Genomic DNA, 16,507 nt, shown 5'->3' with positions numbered 1-16,507 from the left:
GGTCTGCCGGTTCCTTCGAAGGCAGAGCGGGAAGCCACATGCCCAGCAGCACGGGTCCATCGATCGACACGATCACCGAGGGAGGACGGGTGACCCAGGTCGGCGAGGGTCAGGAGGCGGAGGAAAGTGCACCTCCGGTCATGACCTTCGGTGCTCCCACGGCCGGTGAGGTCCTTGCCGAGCGGTACGAGCTGGTCGAGCACATCAACAACGACAGCGCGGGCCGGCTGGTCTGGCGCGGGGTCGACGTCGTGCTGCGCCGTCCCGTCGCGGTGGTCCTCCGCTACCCGGGTGGCGACTCCGCCACCGAGATGCTCCAGGCCGCCGTGGCGGCCAGCCGGGTGATCCACCCGAACCTGGTCGGCGTCTACGACGCGATCGACGAGGCCGACCGGGCGTACGTGGTCCGCGAGTGGGTGGACGGCCAGTCCCTGCGCGAGCTGGTGGCCGAGGACGGGCCGCTGGACCCGGCCCGGGCGACCGCCATCGGCAACGCCGTCGCCAGCGCCCTCGCCGCGGTGCACGCCACGGGCATGGTGCACGGCAACGTCCACCCCGGCACGGCCATGATCAGCGATGACGGCCGGGTGGTGCTGGCCGACGCCCGCACCGACGGCGCGGACAGCCAGGAGAACGACGTCCGGGCGGTCGGCGGGGTGCTCTACTTCGCGCTGACCGGTCACTGGCCGCACGGCGAGGCCCCGCTGCACGGCGCCACCGCCGGCCACGGCCGGGCCGCCCTCCCGGACGCGGTCCGCGACGCCAGCGGCGCCATCGCCGCCCCCCGCCAGGTGCGCGCCGGGGTGCCGGCGTACCTGGACGACCTCACCATGGACCTGCTCGACCCGGAGATCGCCCCGCCGTCGTCGGACGTGCTCGCGGCGGAGCTGAGCCGGCTGGACATCCCGGCCGACGAGCACTTCCTGGAGCAGGCCGGCCCGCTGCGCTTCACCGCCGACACCGGGGACGAGCCCTCGCCGCTGGCCTCCACCGGCGGGCGCAAGGTCACCCTGGGCATCGCCGGCCTGCTGGCGGTGGCCCTGGTCGGGCTGCTCATCGGGATCAGCGCGCTGGGCGGCGACGACAAGGGCGAAAACCCCGAGCCGGTGGCCCGCCCCTCCAGCAGCGCCCCCGCGTCCAACGACGCCACCCCGGCCGCGCCGGCGGTCCGCCAGCTGCACGTGGAGGACGTCCGGATCATCGACCCGGACAGCCGGAGCCGTGACGAGCTGGGCGACGCCGAGAAGGTGATCGACGGCAGCTTCGACGAGGGCTGGGAGACCGACACCTACACCAAGGCCAACTTCGGCAACTTCAAGCGCGGCATGGGGGTCTGGATCGACCTGGGCTCCCCGCACACCGTCAAGTCGCTGCAGGCGGTGCTCTCCGCCCCCGGCGCCTCGGCCAGGCTGGTCGCCGGCAGCGCCGAGTTCCCGTCCACCTCCTCGGGTGACAAGCAGCTCTTCACGGCCTACAAGACCGCGATCGGGCAGCCGATCGAGGAGCACGACGGCGTCAAGATGACGTTCGACGGTTTCGACCCGGAGCAGAAGTACCAGTACCTGCTCTTCTGGATCACCGAGCTGCCGAAGAAGGACGACGGCAGCGGCTACAAGATCGGTGTCCAGGAAATCACGGTCCAGGGCTCGTGAACCGGTGACCGGGGACGGCCCGGTGGCCGGCGGGTCCGACCTGGACCTGCTGCGGGCGCACGTCGCCGGCGACCGGGACGCCTTCACCGAGCTGTTCCACCGGCACCGGGACCGCCTCTGGGCGGTGGCCCTGCGTACCCTCGGCGATCGTGAGGAAGCGGCGGACGCCCTCCAGGACGCCCTGCTCTCCGCGCACCGCGCGGCCGCCCGGTTCCGGGGTGACTCGGCGGTCACCACCTGGCTGCACCGGATCGTGGTGAACGCCTGCGTGGACCGGATGCGGCGGCGGCAGACGCACGCCACGGTGCCGCTGCCGGACGGCGTGCACACCGACGGGGAACCCGGCCGGCACACCGGCGGGGTGGAGCCGGCCGCCCCGGCCCACGACCACGACACCGCGCTGGTGGTCCGGCAGGCGCTCGCCGCGCTGCCGGCCGAGCAGCGGGCCGCGCTGGTGCTGGTGGACGTCCAGGGCTACCCGGTGGCCGAGGTGGCCCGGATTCTCGGGGTCGCCGAGGGGACGGTGAAGAGCCGCTGCGCCCGGGGCCGGGCCCGGCTGGCCGTGCTCCTCGGGCACCTGCGTACCGGCTCCGACGAGGGGACGGGCGTGCGCCCGGTCACCGGGGGGAACCCACGGCCGCCCGAGGGCGTCGGATCGGGGTCGGGGTGGTCCCGGCGGGACGCCAGTCAGGAGGAGACGTGACTGCCCGGGAGTTCAGCGCGGTCGACCACGACCTGCTCGCCGACTACGTCGGCGGGGCGCTGGACGGCACCCCCAAGCAGGCCACCGTCGCGCGGCTGATCGACGAGGACCCCGCCTGGGCCGAGGCGTACGCCGTGCTGGTGCAGGCGGTGGACCTGGTCCACGCCGACCTGGCCGACTGGGCCGCCGCCGCCGTGCCGGAGTTGCCGCCGACCGTGGCGGACCGGATCACGGCGGCGTTGGCCGGCGCCGGACCGGCCCCGACCTCCGGCGACGCCCCGCTCGACGTCTCCGAGCCGGCCCACGACCGCGACCCTGCCCCGGCGACGGCGGCCGTCGTGCCCGCCCAGCCGACCCCCCGACGGACCGGTGGGGCCGCCCGGCCGGCGGGTGGCCCCCGGCCGAACACCGGGCCGCGCCGCCGTTCGCGGCGGTGGGCCCGCATCGCCGGGCCGGTCGCCCTGGCGGCCGCCTCGATCGGCGTGGTCGGGCTCGGCGTCAGCCACCTCGTCGGCGTGGGCAACGGCGGCACGGGTGTGACCGCGGCCGACGGTCGGGCGGAGAACGGGGCGGCCCCGCGGAGCGCCACCGCGCCCTACCGGACGACCGCACCGGCTCGGCAGAGCGGCACCGACTACACGCCGGAGAAGCTCTCCGGCGGCTCCTCGTTCTCGGCTCCCACGAAGGCCGGCGGCATCGAGGAGACGCCCGGCGGGGCGCCTCCGGAGAACGAACGACTCTCGGCCCCGATCGGATTGGACCGGCTCACCCGCCCGGAGGCGTTGGACTCCTGCCTCGAGGCGATCAGCGCCGAGCACGGCCCAAGCAAGGTCACCGTCGATGTCATCGACTACGCGACGTTCCAGGGGCAGCCTGCCCTGGTCGTGACCTTCGTCGACCCGGGCGGCGTACGGTGGGCGTGGGTGAGCGGGCCGGAGTGCGGCGTGCCCGGCTCCGGCGCGGACACCCGCTTCCGCACCCGGGTAGGGTGAGGTCGCGGCCACCGGCCGGCTGCCGTCCCGCGTGACGTGACCCACCGGACGACCGGATCGGGAATCCCCGCTTCGTACGATGACGTTCTGAAAGTCAGGCGCCGGCGCCGCTAGAGCCGTCGGCACTCGGGATCGACATCGGTGCGCGCCGGTGACGAACACACACATCGGGAGACGGCAGTGGACGAGGTCCGCAACCTGATCATCATCGGCTCCGGGCCGGCCGGTTACACGGCGGCGGTCTATGCCGCGCGCGCCAACCTCAATCCGCTCGTCATCGAGGGCGTGCAGTCCGGTGGTGCGCTGATGACCACCACCGAGGTGGAGAACTTCCCCGGTTTCGCGGACGGCATTCTCGGCCCCGAGCTGATGGACAACATGCGCAAGCAGGCCGAGCGGTTCGGTGCCGAGTTCCTGACCGACGACGTGACGCGGGTCGAGCTGACGGACACCGGCGAGGTGGGCTCGAACGCGATCAACACCGTCTGGGTGGGCGAGACGGCCTACCGGGCCAAGGCGGTCATCCTCTCCACCGGCTCCGCCTGGCGCCCGCTGGGCGTGCCGGGCGAGCAGGAGTACCTGGGCCACGGCGTGTCGTCCTGCGCCACCTGCGACGGCTTCTTCTTCCGCAACCAGCACATCGTGGTGGTGGGCGGCGGCGACTCGGCGATGGAGGAGGCCAGCTTCCTCACCCGGTTCGCCGAGTCGGTGACCATCCTCCACCGCCGGGACTCGTTCCGGGCCAGCAAGATCATGGCTCAGCGGGCGCTGGGCAACGACAAGATCAAGGTTGAGTGGAACACCGTCATCGAGGAGATCCTCGGCGACGACGGCAAGGTCAGCGGCGTCCGGGTCCGTAACGTGCACACCGGCGAGAGCAAGGTGCTCGATGTCACGGGGGTTTTCGTGGCGATCGGCCACGACCCGCGCAGTGAACTCTTCCGCGACCAGGTGGAACTCGACGACGAGGGGTACGTGAAGGTGCAGGCGCCGAGCACCCGGACCAGCATCCCGGGTGTCTTCGCCGCCGGTGACGTGGTGGACCACACCTACCGGCAGGCGATCACCGCGGCCGGCACGGGCTGTGCCGCCGCCCTCGACGCCGAGCGCTTCATCGCCACCCTGCAAAGCTGAAAAATCTTCACAAACACTTTCCCGGAGGAGGGGTTCATAGTGGGAGCCACCAAGGCGGTCACCGACGCGAGCTTCGCGAGTGACGTGCTCAAGTCCGACAAGCCGGTCCTGGTCGACTTCTGGGCGGAGTGGTGCGGGCCGTGCCGCAAGGTCTCGCCGCTGCTCGAGGAGATCGCCGGTGAGATGGGCGACCAGGTCAGCATCGTCAAGCTCAACATCGACGAGAACCCCGAGACCGCCCGCGCCTACCGGGTGATGTCCGTGCCGACCCTCACCATCTTCAAGAACGGCGAGCCGGTGCAGTCCATCGCCGGCGCCAAGCCGAAGGGCGAGCTGGTCAAGCTCATCGAGTCGGCGCTCTGAGCCGACCGACAACCTGCGGAACCCCCGTCGTCCCACCCCGGGCGGCGGGGGTTCCGGCTTTCCTGACGTGGGCGAACCTGGAGCCGCTCGGTGACCGGTCACGGTACGCTCCGTAGGCGTCCCCCGCGAGGGGAGCACCTCCGTCGGAGTCTCCGGCCAGCCAGCGTCCGTGCAGAGGGGGTCGTCGTGCGTCCGATCCGACCCGGTGACCGGGGAGCCGCGGTGGCCGAGATCCGCACCGTCCTCACCGGCCTCGACCTGCTCTCGTCCGGCCGGCACGGAGACGAGTTCGACGCCGAGACCGAACGGGCCGTCCGGGCGTTCCAGCAGTCCCGTGGTCTCAGCGTGGACGGGCTGGTCGGCGCGGAGACCTGGCGGGCGCTGGACGCGGCCCGCTGGCGGCTCGGTGCCCGCACCCTCTACCACGCCGTCCCCGAGCCGCTGCTCGGCGAGGACGTCCGGTCGCTCCAGGAACGCCTGCTGGAGATGGGGTACGACGCCGGCCGGGCCGACGCCATCTACGGCATCCGCACCTCCCGGGCGGTCGCCCAGTTCCAGCGGGAGATGGGGCTGAAGCCGGACGGGGTGTGCGGCCCGTACACCGTGAACGCGCTGCGCCGCCTCGGCCGGAAGGTGGTCGGCGGCCGCCCGCAGTGGCTGCGCGAGTCCGACGCCATCCGTCAGGCCGGGCCCACCCTGGTCGGCCGGACGGTGGTGATCGACCCCGGGCACGGCGGCACCGACCCGGGCGAGGTGGTGCCCGACGGCCCGCTGCGCTGGACCGAGGCGGACATCGTCTACGACCTGGCCAGCCGGCTCGAGGGGCGGCTCGCCGCGGCCGGCGTGCGGGTGCAGCTCACCCGCGGCCCGTCCCCGCGCACCTGCCTGCCGGACGCCGAGCGGGCCCAGCTGGCCAACGCGCTGGGCGCGGACGTCTTCATCTCGCTGCACACCGACGGGCACGCCAACCCGGCGGCGGACGGGGTGGCCACCTACCACTACGGCACCGACAACGGCGTCACCTCGGCCACCGGAGAGCGACTGGCCGGGCTGGTGCAGCGGGAGATCGTGGCCCGGACCGGGCTGCGGGACTGCCGCAGCCACGCCAAGGCGTGGGACCTGCTGCGGCTGACGAAGATGCCCGCCGTCCGCGTCGAGGTGGGCTACCTGACCTCCCCGGAGGACCGGGGCCGGCTGGTCGACCCGCGGTTCCGGGACAAGGTGGTCGAGGCGATCGTGGCCGCCGTGCAGCGGATGTACTTCCCGATCGAGCGTGACGTCCCCACCGGCTCGATCGACGTGAGCGAGCTCCGCGCGGTCGTCGCCGCCGGCACGGTGGTGGACTGAGCCGACCCCGTCGGGCCGGTCAGCTCAGCGCGCGCGTGGCCGGGGCGGGGCGGACCGGGCGGAGCAGCGTCTCCGGGCTCATCGAGCCGAGCAGCTTCTCCAGCGCGTACTCGACGTCGGACTTCCAGCTCAGCGCGGTGCGCAGCTCCAGCCGCAGCCGTGGGTAACGGGGGTGCGGCCGGACGGTCTTGAAGCCCACGGAGAGGAAGAAGTCGGCCGGCGCGACGCAGGCCCGGGTCGGGTCGTCCTCGCCGCCGTCGCCGAACTTGGCGTCCCCGAACGCCTCGATCGCCTTGATGCCGCGCTTGGTCAGGTCCCGGGCCACGCCCTGGACCAGCATCCGGCCCAGGCCACCGCCGGCGAAGGCGGGCACCACCGTGGCGGTCATCAGCAGCGCGGCGTCCGCGGAGACCGGCGAGGTGGGAAAGGCCATCGAGCGCGGGACGTACGCGGGCGGGGCGTACATGACGAAACCGGCCGGCATGCCGTCGACGTACGCGAGCTTGCCGCAGGAGCCCCATTCCAGGAGGGTCTGGGAGACCCAGGCCTCCTTCTCCAGCCCGGGGTCACCGGCGGCGCACGCCCGGTCGGCCGAGACCGGGTCCAGCTCCCAGTAGACGCACTGGCGGCACGGGCGGGGCAGATCCTCGAGGGTGTCGAGGGTCAGATTGACCAGACGTCGCGACATCAGCGCATCCCCACCAATTGGCTCGGAGCGGAAACCACCGCGGTGCTCACGCCGCCGCCTTCCCCTTGGCCCCCGACGAGCGATCGTACGCCGCCGACCGGCGGTCCGGGAGAGGACGCGCGAACCGCCACCCGCTCCGGGGACCGGCCGGTCCGGGATGTGGACGTACCCACACGGTGGGTCCGGTGCTGGTGGGGGCGGACTACGATCGACCAACCGGCCTCCCGCGCCGCCATGGTTGCCGGCATTGCGGGTACCACAGCGGGCGGCAGCCCCGCCGACACCCGATCGAGGTGATGTCATGACCGGCACGACGCTCGACGACTACACCGACCGGTACGCCCGCCGGGTCCGGGGGATGACCGCCTCCGAGATCCGGGCGCTCTTCGCGGTGGCCAGCCGGCCGGAGGTGGTCTCGCTCGCCGGTGGGGCACCGTACATCGCGGCGCTGCCGCTCGACGCTGTCGGCGAGATGCTCGGCCGGCTCGGCGCCGAGCACGGCGCGACCACCCTCCAGTACGGCATCGGCCAGGGCACCCTGGAGCTGCGCGAGCGGATCTGCGAGGTGATGTCCCTCTCCGGCATCGACGCGTCCTGCGGCGCCTCGCCGGAGGACGTGGTGGTCACCGTCGGCGGCCAGCAGGCGCTCGATCTGGTGGCCCGGCTCTTCCTGGACCCGGGGGACGTGGTGCTCGCCGAGGGCCCGACCTACGTCGGCGCACTCGGGGTGTTCCAGGCCGCCCAGGCCCAGGTGGTGCACGTGCCGATGGACGGCGACGGGCTGATCCCGGAGGCCCTGGAGACGGCCCTCGCCGACCTGGCCCGGGCCGGCCGGCGGGTGAAGTTCCTCTACACCATCCCCACCTACCAGAACCCGACCGGCGTGACCCTCAGCGAGGAGCGGCGCGAGCGGGTGCTCGACATCTGTGAGCGCGCCGGCCTGCTGGTGGTCGAGGACGACCCGTACGGTCAGCTCGGTTTCGAGGGCGACGCGCCCGCGCCGCTGCGGGCCCGGCGCCGCGACGGGGTCTTCTACCTCAGCACCTTCTCCAAGACCTTCGCCCCGGGCCTGCGGGTCGGCTGGATCCTCGCCCCGCACGCGGTCCGCGACAAGCTGGTCATCGCCAGCGAGGCGCAGATCCTCTGCCCCAGCGGATACGCCCAGGCCGCCGTGTCGACCTACCTCGGCACCATGCCCTGGCGGCAGCAGCTGAAGGTCTACCGGGAGGTCTACCGGGAGCGCCGCGACGCGATGCTCGCCGCGCTGGCGGACCTGATGCCGGAAGGCACCAGCTGGACCACCCCCGGGGGCGGCCTCTTCGTCTGGGCGACCCTGCCGGACGGGCTCGACTCCAAGGCGATGATGCCGCGGGCCATCGCCGCCCGGGTCGCGTACGTGCCGGGCACCGGCTTCTACGCCGACGGCGTCGGCGGCGGCAACATGCGGCTCAACTTTTCCTTCCCGGCGCCGGAGCGGATCCGCGAGGGCATCCGCCGGCTGGCCGGCGTGATGGAGCAGGAGATCGCCATGCGGAAGGTCTTCGGGGCGGTCGGCGGCGCCGGGCCGCGACGCCGGCAGGGCGGCGCGGACGCGCCCGGTCCCGACTTGGCATGATTCCCGCATGGCCGTCAGCCCTGCCGCCCACGATTCCGTGACCGACCCCGCCGCCACCGACGAGCTGCACGTGCTGGTGCTCGCCGGCGGACTCTCGTACGAGCGGGACGTCTCCCTGCGGTCCGGCCGGCGCGTGCTCGACGCGCTGCGCGCGGTCGGGATGGACGCCGAGCTGCGGGACGCGGACGTGGCCCTGCTGCCGGCGCTGGCCGCCGACCCGCCGGACGCGGTGGTGATCGCCCTGCACGGCGCCACCGGTGAGGACGGCTCGCTGCGCGGGGTCCTCGACCTCTGCGACATCCAGTACGTCGGCTGCGACGCGCGTGCCTCCCGGCTCGCCTGGGACAAGCCCTCGGCGAAGGCCGTGCTGCGCGAGGCCGGCATCCCCACCCCCGACTGGGTGGCCCTGCCACACGACCGCTTCTCCGAACTGGGTGCAGTCGCCGTGCTGGACCGGATCGCCGACCGGCTCGGCCTGCCCCTGATGGTGAAGCCGGCGCAGGGCGGCTCCGGGCTGGGCGCCGCCGTGGTCCGGGACGCGGCGTCGCTGCCGGCCGCGATGGTCGGCTGTTTCGCGTACGACCAGACGGCGCTGGTGGAGCGCTACGTGCCCGGCATGGACGTGGCGGTGTCCGTGGTCGACCTGGGCGACGGACCGGAGGCGCTGCCGCCGGTCGAGATCGTGCCCCGGAACGGGGTCTACGACTACGCGGCCCGCTACACCGCCGGCCGCACCACCTGGCACGCGCCGGCCCGTCTCGACCAGGAGACGGCGGAGCGGGTGTCCGACGTGGCGCTCGCCGCGCACAACGCGCTCGGCCTGCGCGACCTCTCCCGAGTCGACCTGATCGTCGACGCGTCCGGGCAGCCGCACGTGCTCGAGGTGAACGTCTCCCCGGGGATGACGGAGACGTCGCTCCTGCCGCTGGCCGTGCAGGCGGCCGGGCTGGACTTCGGCCGGGTGCTCGGCTCGCTGGTGAGCCGGGCCGCCGCCCGCCGCCTGTAACGCCACCCACCGCCCGTCCCGGCCCTCAGGCCGCCTCGTCGGCCCCGGCCCGCCGCGCCGGGGCTCAGGACGCGGTGCCGGCCTCAGCCGGCGGAGGGCGCGGTCCTGGGCTCCGCCGTCGACTGTTCCGCTGCCGTGGGCTGCTCGGCGTCTTCGGCCGGCTCGGCATCCTCCGGCTTCTCCGCTTCCTCCGGCTCCGGAATCTCCTCGGCCGCCTCGATCACCGAGACGGCCTCCTCCTCCGCGTCCTCCGCGCCACCGCTGGGCGCGGCGGAGAGGCTGGACGGCGCCTGCCACTGGATGCGCGGCGGCTCGGCCAGCGGGCGGCCGCCGAACTCGGCCAGCCAGGCCGCGACCAGGGCGAGGTTCTCCCGCCACTGCGACTCGGAGATGGGTGGCAGGATCGAGTCCCACAGGGACAGGAACGTGCCCCGCAGTTGCAGCCGCCCGTACGGCCGCGCCAGGAACCACATGTGCAGGTGCGCGGAGCCGTCGCCCCACCTGTTCACGTGCACCCGGGCGACGCCGTCCAGCGACCGGATGGCACGTTCCAGCCGGACGGTCATCACGCCCAGTTCGGCGGCCAGCAGGTTGGGCAGGTCACCGAGATCGAGGTGGGAACGGGACTCGAGGATCAGCACCATCGGCAGGCCCGTGGGGCGGTCCATCGCACGTACCCGCCACCGCTCACCGACCCAGATGTACGCCTCGTCGGACGCGTTGCAGGCGGTGCACTCGCGGTTTCCCTCCCCCCGACGGGGAGGTTCGACCGGCACCGGCTCGTCGAGTTGCTTGACACGGAGGTCGCCCTCGAAGGGGAAGGAGGGCCACTGGGTGAAGTCCGGGACTGAAGGAGGGGTGTCCTGCACGACGCTGACCCTAACCGAGTCGGCGACGCCTGTCCCTACCTGTTTCATCGTTGTTCGCCAGTATCCGGCTGGCTCGGCAAGCTGGTTGTCCACCGCGTTGTCCACAGGCCGATCAGCTCGCCAGCACACCGCGTCATCCACAGGTCAGCAAGGCTTTCGCAGCGCTGTTTCACGTGAAACGAGGGGGCCCTGTGGAAAACAACTGTGGATAACGTGCCGGGGCGTCCGCTGGAGTTATCCACCGGACGCCGCCCCCTTCTCCCTAACGAGCGAGCCGCCGATCGGCACTGGCCCTCCGGCCGGCTATAGCGATCTCTCTGCCGGCTTGAGTCGCCGTCGCATCGTCGAGGGTTGGGCTTCTGGGGTCGGCCATTCCTGGCCTCGAACGGTGACGTCTCCTGCGGTCGTCTCAGTTCGGCGCCCCTGCTTCCTGAGCGGGGACGGCCCGCGCGGCGGAGCCAGGATGCGCACAGTCGCGCTCGACGCGGGCTCAGCCTTCGGGCGGCGGGCCGACGGCAGGGCTTCGCCCAGCCTTCAGGCCGGCCGGGTTGACGTTGGGTCGGCGGACCGGTCACCCAGGCCGCGGAACACCTCGCCCCGGGTGGAAAGTTCGGCCCGGATGGGTCTGCGTCGCGTTGCCGGAGCCCGGCGGGCGTGGAGGGGCGGCTGGGTCGGAGTGACCCTGCGCTGAGCGAGCGCCCACTTCGGTGCCAGCCGCATGCCCGTCCGCCGCCAAGAGCGCGCGTGAGTCGGGACTCCGTCTCGATTCCACGGCGCCTGGGCGCGCACGGCGGGCCCCTGAATCTCGGGCGGGGATGGGGATGCGTCACGGCGGTGCCGACCGTCCGCCGCTGCCGATGAGGCACACACCGCGCCGGCGGGCCGGCCGGCGCGGTGCCGGCCCCGCTCCGGCTTCGGGGGTGGAGATGGAAGTGGCGCGTCCGCAAATGGCTCGGCATGGCCAGCGGGCAACGGCGGTAGGTGGCGCCCGGCCTTGCTCTGCCGTTTCACGTGAAACGGCGGCGGCTCACCTCGGGCGCGCGGCGGGTCGGCGTCCGGAGCGGGGGGGCGGGTGATCAACACGGCAGTGGGAGGCCCGAGCGCATGGAGGCCGAGCAGGCCGCCAAATCGGTTCGAGGAAGCAGTTCGCGACGTCGCCTCCATCCCTCCTCGGCGACCAGTCCCTCAGCGTCGAACTCAGGCTCATCGCGTCGTTTGAAGAGCCACTGTCGGGCGGGCCCACCGTGGCGGCACCATCGTCGCCCAGGCCCACCCCCGTGGCCCCACCGTCGAGCACGCTCACTGTCTCGCGCGCGCCCGCCTTCGCGCTGTTTTACCGTGCCGCCGTGCCGCCGTCGCCCCCGTGCCGCCGTCGCGTGCGGCCGTCGCGCGTGCGGCCGTGGCGAGTCGGAGCGAGGCCCGCAGCAATCCGGCTGAGCCGGGGCCGTGCGGTGGTGGCTAGGCGCGGCTCACCCGGCGTCCGGCTTCCCTCTCCTCAACCTGGCGCCGGTGCCGTGCGGCCCTGGGGAGGTGCTTCCGTTGACCAACCCGGGACGCGACGACTTCGAGCCGCACGGCCGAATTAAGCTGCGGCCCAACAGGACCTAGAGGGATCGACCGGGACGCGCTGCCGAGTCAGGCGACCGGACGCAGGAGGCGCATCAGCGCGCCGCCGCCCGAAAGGAGGCCAAGGGCCGGTCCCGCCTCTGGACAACGGCCAGGTGCCAGGAAGCCGGGACGCGCCCCACCTCGGCATCCCACCCGCCGCTGCCACTCCGCCCGGTCGTCCGCTCCGGGCGGCCCTCCGCTCGACAGAACAGCCGCTGCGTCGGGGTTGGCTTCACAGGGGAACGGCCGGGCGCGGAGTGACCCTCCTCGCCCCTACTGCGCCAGTGGGCGCCCGAGGCAGGGAGAGAGATGTGGCCCAGGGGCCTTCGTCGTCCGAGGCCGGCCCGCGAGCCAGCCCCCAGCGGCTCTCCCCGCCCTCGCCATCTGCTCCCGTTTCACGTGAAACCAGAGTCGGCGCCCCGCAGCGACAAGGGCGGCGCACCAGCCGTTTCACGTGAAAGAAGGCCGGGCGGGGCGGCGGCACAGCGGGCCAGACTGAGCCGAACGAGCGGCAGCCCCTGCGTTGACAGCGGCAGCGGACACTCTCAAAAGCCCGTAGAGCGGTCGGCAGGATCGGGCCGCCCCCGAACAGGCATCCAACCCGGAGAGCCCCGGAGAAGGCCGCTAGAAGCCGAGGATGCACGGCGCACCGCAACGCCACGCCAGCAGGCCGACCCCGACACGACTCGGCCGCGTCGTCCGGCGGGGACGACGCGGCCGAGGCCGACGAGAGGAACGCGCTATTCCTGGGGCTGCTCCTCCTGGCCCACACCGATGATCCCGACGATCCGCTCCAGGTCGTCGACCGTCGCGAACTCGATGGTGATCTTGCCCTTACTCCGACCGATGTCGACCTTCACCCGGGTGTCGAACCGGTCGGAGAGCCGGTCCGCCAGATCCGACAGCGCCGGTGCGTGCGGCTTCGGCCGGCGCTTGGCCGCGGGCGTCTTCGCCGGACCGTCGGCCAGCGCCAGCGCCACCATCTCCTCGGTGGCGCGTACGGAGATGCCCTCGGCGACGATCCGCTTGGCGAGCTGCTCCTGCGCCTCGGCATCGTCGAGGCTGAGCAGTGCCCGGGCGTGCCCGGCGGAGAGCACCCCGGCGGCGACCCGCCGCTGCACCTGGGCGGGCAGGTTCATCAGGCGGATGGTGTTGGAGATCTGCGGCCGGCTCCGGCCGATCCGGCGGGCCAGCTCCTCGTGGGTCGCCCCGAACTCCTCCAGGAGCTGCTGGTACGCGGCCGCCTCTTCCAGCGGGTTGAGGTTGGCCCGGTGGATGTTCTCCAGCAACGCGTCCCGGAGCATCGCGTCGTCCTTGGTGTCTCGGACGATGGCGGGGATGTTGTCCCGCCCGACCGCCTGGGCGGCCCGCCAGCGCCGCTCGCCCATGACGAGTTCGTACTTCTCGCCGTCGAGCTGGCGCACCACGATCGGCTGGAGGAAGCCGACCTCCTGGATCGAGGTCTTCAGCTCCTCCAGCGCCTCCTCGTCGAAGACCTGCCGGGGCTGCTTCGGGTTCGGCACGATGGCGTCGACCGGGATCTCGGCGAAGCGCGCCCCGGGCACCGGGCTCAGCTGGGGCTCGGGCTCGGCCGCGGGGGTGGGTGCCCCGATGACGGCCGCATCCGCGCCGGCCACGGGCGTGGTCGGGGCGGTCGGCACCGCACCGCTCTCGGAATCGGCGGCCGCCGGGGCACTGCCCGGCACCGGACCGGTGGGGATGAGGGCACCGAGCCCTCGGCCCAGACCGCCGCGAGGACGGTTCTTCATGCGACGCCTCCCAGCGACTTCTTCGCACTACGCATTCCGGCTCACCGGCTCCTTGGCCCCTCGCTCGGCGATCTCCTGGGCGGCCTCGAAGTAGCTCGTCGCCCCCCGCGAACCGGGATCGTAGGTCATCACCGACTGGCCGTAGCTCGGCGCCTCGGAGACCCGAACGTTCCGGGGGATGACGGCCTGGAGCACCTTGTCGCCGAAGTGGTTCCGGACGTCCTGCTCCACGGCATCGGCCAGCCGAGTACGCCGGTCGTACATGGTGAGCAGGATGGTGGAGACCTCAAGCTTCGGGTTGAGGTGCTGGCGGACCAGGTTGATGTTGTTGATCAGCTGGTTGAGGCCCTCCAGCGCGTAGTACTCGCACTGGATGGGGATCAGCACCTCCTGCGCGGCGACCAGTGCGTTGACGGTCAGCAGGCCGAGCGAGGGCGGGCAGTCGATGAAGATGTAGTCGAAGTGCCCCGGGTAGGCGGCGATGGCGCGGGCCAGCCGGGACTCCCGGGCGACCACGGACACCAGCTCGATCTCGGCGCCGGCCAGGTCGATGGTGGCCGGTACGCACCACAGGTTCGGGATGCCCTCGACCGTCTGCGCCACGTCCTCCAGCGGCACGCTGTCGATCAGGCAGTCGTACACGTCCGGGACGCCGGTGTGGTGCGGGACGTTGAGCCCCGTGGAGGCGTTGCCCTGCGGGTCGAGGTCGACCACGAGGACGCGGTTGCCGTGCAGGGCGAGCGCCACCGCCAGGTTCACGGTGGTCGTGGTCTTGCCCACGCCGCCCTTCTGGTTGGCGACGCACATCACCCGGGTCCGGTCCGGGCGAGGCATGGTCACCTCACCACTGGGATTCAGGATCTGCACGGCGCGCATAGCCTCCATAGCCAACGGTGGGTCATCCTCTTCGCGCGTCGGGGTTTCACGTGAAACGTACGTGCTCGCGGCGGATTCGGCAGCGTAGCGAGCGGCCGGTGGCGTGTCGGAGGGAACCACCACGCCGGCGACCACGTCCGGGGCCGCCTGGGGAGTCGCCTGCTGCGGCACGTCGGAAACCGGGGGCTGCACCTCGTAACGACCGGGCACGGCCGCGTTGCCCCGGACCGGGGCCGGGCGCGCGCTCGCCGCGTGCGCCGGCCCGCCGGTCGGGTCGTGCGGCTCGCGCGCCAGCGGGACGTTCGCCGGCACCGCGGAGGTCGGTCGGCCCGGCACGTCCCGGCGGACGCCCGGATCGCCCTCCGGCGGCCGCGCGGACGAGCTGGAGTCGCTCCAGCCCGGGTAGTCGGTTTCACGTGAAACCGGGTCGTCGGCAGAGGGTCGTCCGCCCGGCCCGCTCACCCGTCGATCGTCATACCTGCCGTCGTCATGCACCTGTCATCCCTGCCCGCTCCGGATGGTCGGTCCGCACCCCGTCAATGGGCCCCGCGCTCTCGGCGCGGCGTCTGGGCCCGGTGGGAACGGTCGGGTTCGGGTGCCGCCCGGCACCGCCGTTCCACACTATCGACGCGCGGTCAGCCTACGGCGGACGGGCGTAGCCGGTCCATGTCGGGTTCTCATAGATCGGTGGAACCGCGCCCCGGTCCGACGATCGGATCCCGGCGCCGAAGCCGTTCCGGCGTCAGCGATCCCGGTCGCGGCCACCACGGCGGCGACCGCCGCGCGAGCGCTTCGGGCCCTTCTTCCGGACCGGACCGACCACCCGCTCCCGGACCACCTCGATCACCGTCGCAGGCGGATCGATCACGCCCACCCCGCACCGGTGCACCTCCGGCTCACCTCCACCGAGCCGGGCCACCGCCGCGCCGTGCTCCGCGATCTCCTCGGCTGCCGACGCGCCCTTGAGCGCCACGAGTCGCCCGCCGCGCACCACCAGCGGCAGGCACCAGGCCGCGAGCCGGTCCAGCGCGGCGACGGCGCGGGCGGTCACGATGTCGGCGCTGAGGGCTGGGGTGTCGCGGGTGCCGGCGGCCGCCTCCTCCGCCCGCCCGCGGAAGACCCGGACCGTCCGGGTCAGTCCGAGCTGCTCCACCGCCTCGACGAGGAAGGCGGTCCGCCGAGCGAGCGGCTCGACGAGGGTCACGGTGAGGTCGGGCCGGGCGATCGCCAGCACCAGGCCGGGCAGTCCGGCCCCCGAGCCGACGTCGATGACGCTGGCCCCCTCCGGGATCCGCTCGGCCATCGCCGCGCAGTTCAGCAGGTGCCGCTCCCAGAGCCGCGGCGTCTCGCGGGGGCCGATCAGGCCGCGCACCACACCGTCCGTCGCCAGCAGTTCGGCGTACGCGGCGGCCAGGTCGAGCCGATCGCCGAAGAGGGTACGGGCGGCCTCGGCCAGTTCGGGCGGCAGCGTCACGTCGGCCGGGGAGGGCTGCTCGCCGGACGGCCCATCCTCGTCGGCCGGCTCGATGGACCGGGGAGCACCGTCCACGAAGGACGGGGCCACCGGGGCGTCCGCGTCGGCGGGGTCAGCGGCGGTGGTCGGCTCGGCGAACACGGGGTCGACGGCACCGACCGGCGCGGCCGGCTCCTCCACCGGGACCGACGGCCGGCCGGACCCGGAGGCTCGGTCAGCGGAGAAGGCCGGGGTCACGTCGGCGGACGGCTCCGCGTGGGTCGCCGCCTCGGTCGGGGCGGAGGGCCGCGGCGGCGCGCCGGCCGTCGACGGCTCGCCCGGGACGCCGGAGGATGACGCGTCGCCCGAATCGTCGGAGAACGACGGGTCGGCCGGGACGGAGGGCGTACCAGTGAACGCCGGCTCGGCCGG

At 73.2% G+C, this 16,507-nt stretch carries 13 protein-coding genes; 8 read left to right on the top strand and 5 right to left on the bottom strand.

The features are described from left to right. Positions 1–38 precede the first annotated feature (38 nt). The 6 genes from Q2K19_RS11350 to Q2K19_RS11325 all read left to right on the top strand — a co-directional run bounded on the left by Q2K19_RS11350 (position 39) and on the right by Q2K19_RS11325 (position 6,191). A complete protein-coding gene (locus Q2K19_RS11350; protein ID WP_302770277.1) occupies positions 39–1,652 on the top strand; it encodes a protein kinase family protein in 1,614 nt (537 codons plus the stop codon). Between the two features lie 4 nt (positions 1,653–1,656). Then, positions 1,657–2,355 (top strand): RNA polymerase sigma factor SigM, encoded by a 699-nt coding sequence (gene sigM, locus Q2K19_RS11345; protein ID WP_302770275.1) that lies wholly within the window; start codon positions 1,657–1,659, stop codon positions 2,353–2,355. Next, a complete protein-coding gene (locus Q2K19_RS11340) occupies positions 2,352–3,347 on the top strand; it encodes a hypothetical protein (RefSeq protein WP_302770273.1) in 996 nt (331 codons plus the stop codon). Before sigM ends, Q2K19_RS11340 begins: the two co-directional genes overlap by 4 nt. 180 nt (positions 3,348–3,527) lie before the next feature. Further along, entirely contained in the window at positions 3,528–4,481 is a 954-nt protein-coding gene (gene trxB, locus Q2K19_RS11335) for a thioredoxin-disulfide reductase (protein WP_302770271.1), read from the top strand. A 39-nt stretch (positions 4,482–4,520) separates the two neighbouring features. Then, entirely contained in the window at positions 4,521–4,844 is a 324-nt protein-coding gene (trxA, locus tag Q2K19_RS11330) for a thioredoxin (protein WP_046563073.1), read from the top strand. Positions 4,845–5,030: 186 nt separating this feature from the next. Next, entirely contained in the window at positions 5,031–6,191 is a 1,161-nt protein-coding gene (locus Q2K19_RS11325) for an N-acetylmuramoyl-L-alanine amidase (RefSeq protein ID WP_302770268.1), read from the top strand. A 19-nt stretch (positions 6,192–6,210) separates the two neighbouring features. Here Q2K19_RS11325 and Q2K19_RS11320 read toward each other — a convergent pair whose 3' ends face one another. Further along, the gene (locus tag Q2K19_RS11320) at positions 6,211–6,879 is read right to left on the bottom strand and encodes a GNAT family protein (RefSeq protein ID WP_302770265.1); all 669 of its coding nucleotides are present in this window, start codon (positions 6,877–6,879) and stop codon (positions 6,211–6,213) included. A 301-nt stretch (positions 6,880–7,180) separates the two neighbouring features. Here Q2K19_RS11320 and Q2K19_RS11315 point away from each other — a divergent pair, with 301 nt between their 5' ends. Both Q2K19_RS11315 and Q2K19_RS11310 read left to right on the top strand, forming a co-directional pair. Next, the gene (locus Q2K19_RS11315; protein ID WP_302770262.1) at positions 7,181–8,494 is read left to right on the top strand and encodes an aminotransferase-like domain-containing protein; all 1,314 of its coding nucleotides are present in this window, start codon (positions 7,181–7,183) and stop codon (positions 8,492–8,494) included. 7 nt (positions 8,495–8,501) lie between these two features. After that, positions 8,502–9,500 (top strand): D-alanine--D-alanine ligase family protein, encoded by a 999-nt coding sequence (locus Q2K19_RS11310; RefSeq protein WP_302770260.1) that lies wholly within the window; start codon positions 8,502–8,504, stop codon positions 9,498–9,500. Positions 9,501–9,583: 83 nt separating this feature from the next. On the opposite strand, the gene Q2K19_RS11305 is transcribed toward Q2K19_RS11310, so the two are convergent. The 4 genes from Q2K19_RS11305 to rsmG form a co-directional block, all read right to left on the bottom strand. Continuing rightward, positions 9,584–10,369 carry a hypothetical protein gene (locus Q2K19_RS11305; protein ID WP_302770259.1) on the bottom strand — a complete coding sequence of 262 codons (786 nt, stop codon included), beginning with the start codon at positions 10,367–10,369 and terminating at the stop codon, positions 9,584–9,586. Positions 10,370–12,717: 2,348 nt separating this feature from the next. Beyond that, complete coding sequence (locus tag Q2K19_RS11300; RefSeq protein ID WP_302770258.1) at positions 12,718–13,746, bottom strand: ParB/RepB/Spo0J family partition protein; 1,029 nt, start codon at positions 13,744–13,746, stop codon at positions 12,718–12,720. 27 nt (positions 13,747–13,773) lie between these two features. Then, positions 13,774–15,117 carry a ParA family protein gene (locus Q2K19_RS11295; protein ID WP_302770257.1) on the bottom strand — a complete coding sequence of 448 codons (1,344 nt, stop codon included), beginning with the start codon at positions 15,115–15,117 and terminating at the stop codon, positions 13,774–13,776. Between the two features lie 247 nt (positions 15,118–15,364). Next, positions 15,365–16,150: a 16S rRNA (guanine(527)-N(7))-methyltransferase RsmG gene (gene rsmG, locus Q2K19_RS11290; protein ID WP_446839813.1), complete on the bottom strand. Its 786-nt coding sequence runs from the start codon at positions 16,148–16,150 to the stop codon at positions 15,365–15,367. Positions 16,151–16,507: the final 357 nt, after the last annotated feature.

The organism is Micromonospora sp. NBRC 110009 (assembly GCF_030518795.1).
Taxonomy (GTDB): Bacteria; Actinomycetota; Actinomycetes; order Mycobacteriales; family Micromonosporaceae; genus Micromonospora.
Note: the sequence above shows the minus strand (reverse complement) of the source record. Positions and strands in the feature narration are given on the sequence as shown.